Origin of the sequence: Rhizobium sp. PRIMUS64 (assembly GCF_023006465.1) — a bacterium.
Classification (GTDB): domain Bacteria; phylum Pseudomonadota; class Alphaproteobacteria; order Rhizobiales; family Rhizobiaceae; genus Rhizobium; species Rhizobium leguminosarum.
In genome coordinates, this window is the sequence record NZ_JALBGX010000280.1 from 1 (window position 1) to 1,741 (window position 1,741).

The 1,741-nt window shown below is 64.8% G+C and carries 3 protein-coding genes; all 3 read left to right on the top strand.

Annotated elements, in window-relative coordinates; all coding sequences use genetic code 11:
* Positions 1-596: MBL fold metallo-hydrolase (locus MOV76_RS39045; protein ID WP_247266584.1), on the top strand; the 596-nt coding region annotated here is incomplete at its 5' end.
* Positions 597-617: 21 nt separating this feature from the next.
* On the top strand, positions 618-1,067 hold the full coding sequence (locus MOV76_RS39050) for a thiol-disulfide oxidoreductase DCC family protein (protein ID WP_247266585.1): 450 nt from the start codon (positions 618-620) through the stop codon (positions 1,065-1,067).
* Positions 1,064-1,741 (top strand): saccharopine dehydrogenase NADP-binding domain-containing protein (locus MOV76_RS39055; protein ID WP_247266586.1); only part of this gene is annotated, 678 nt, incomplete at its 3' end. The genes MOV76_RS39050 and MOV76_RS39055, both read left to right, overlap by 4 nt.

Here is a 1,741-nt window from a genome sequence, read left to right on the forward strand (position 1 = left end):
AGGGGCCGCACCGGCCGGCGCGGCCGCTGCGCGACGGCGAGATCAATCCCTTCTCCGAAAGCTCGGATCTATCCTTCGTGCCCGACATAACGATCGGCGACGGCGAGACCCTATCGGACGACGGCTGGGCGCTGACGGCGGTGCTGACGCCGGGGCACACGGCCAATCATGCCGCCTTTGCGCTGGAGGGCCGCGACATTCTCTTCTCCGGCGATCACGTCATGGCCTGGTCGACCTCGATCGTCGCGCCGCCGGATGGTTCGATGGCGGATTACATGGAATCGCTCGAGCGGCTGATGAAGCGCCAGGACCGGCTGCTGCTGCCCGGCCATGGCGGGCCGGTGACGGAGCCTGCCAGTTTCCTCCGGGCGCTGAAGGCGCATCGCCTCAGGCGCGAGCAGGCGGTGCTCACGCGTGTGCGGGCGGGCGACACTCAGATTGCCGAGATGGTGAAGGTGATCTATCGCGACACCGATCCGAAGCTGCATGGGGCGGCCGCCCTTTCCGTGCTCGCCCATATCGAGAATCTCATGGAGCGCGGCGAGATTGCGGCCGATGGGCCGCCTTCGCTTGCCGCCACCTACCGGCTGTTGTAAGCGGGAGATGGGGAGATTACCATGACGCGTGCCGCTTACAGCTATCGCAGCGATGCCGATGTGCCCGATTTTGTCGATGACCAGCCGCTGATCGTCTTTGATGGCGAATGCGTGTTCTGTTCCGGCTGGGTGAAATTCGTGCTGAAACATGACAAGCAGCAGCGATACCGCTTCCTCGCGGCGCAGACGCCACTCGGTGCCGCACTCTACCGGCATTACGGGCTCGATGCGCGCGACTATGAGACCAATATCCTAATCGAGAACGGCTGCGGCTTCTTCAAATCCGACGGCACGATCCGCATGGTGGCGGGCCTCGGTTTTCCCTATTCGCTGGTCAAGATCTTCCGGCTGCTGCCGCGGCGGGTGGCCGATGCGCTCTATGAATTCATCGCCCGCAACCGGCTGAAGATTGCCGGGCGGCAAAGCTGCATGGTGCCGACGCCGGAGCAGCGGCGCCGCTTCGTCTCATGAGCGCCGACCGGTTTTCGCTGCTCATCATCGGCGGCTACGGCACTTTCGGCGGGCGGCTTGCCCGGCTGCTTGGCGATCAACCCAGGCTCAGGCTGCTGGTTGCGGGGCGCTCGCTTGAAAAGGCCGACGATTTCGTTGCAGATCTCCGGACGCCGAAAGATGGAGCCGAGGGCCTGGGAAGCAACAATCTCGGCGCGATGGTGCAGGCAGTGGCCTTCGATCGCGACGGTGATCTCACCGAACAGCTGACGCGGCTGAGGCCCGATCTCGTCGTCGATGCCTCGGGGCCGTTCCAGACCTTCAGGAAGGATGCCTATAAGGTGGTCGAGGCCTGCATCGATCTCGACATCGATTATGCCGATATCGCCGACAGCACCGGTTTCGTCGCCGGCATCGCTGGGCTCGATGCCGCAGCCAGGGCCAAGGGCACCTTCGCGCTTTCGGGGCTCAGCAGCCTGCCCGCCCTCTCCTTTGCCGCACTCGATGCGATGGCGCCGCACTTCTCCCGGATCGACAGTGTCTCGGCCGGCATTGCCCCCTCGGCGCATGTGCAGATCGGGCTCAATGTCGTGAGAGCGATCGCGACTTATGCCGGCAAGAAGGTCACGGTGCTGCGCGAGGGACGGCTGGCCGCCGGGCGCGGGTTGATCGATGCGATGCGGGTGACGGTGGCG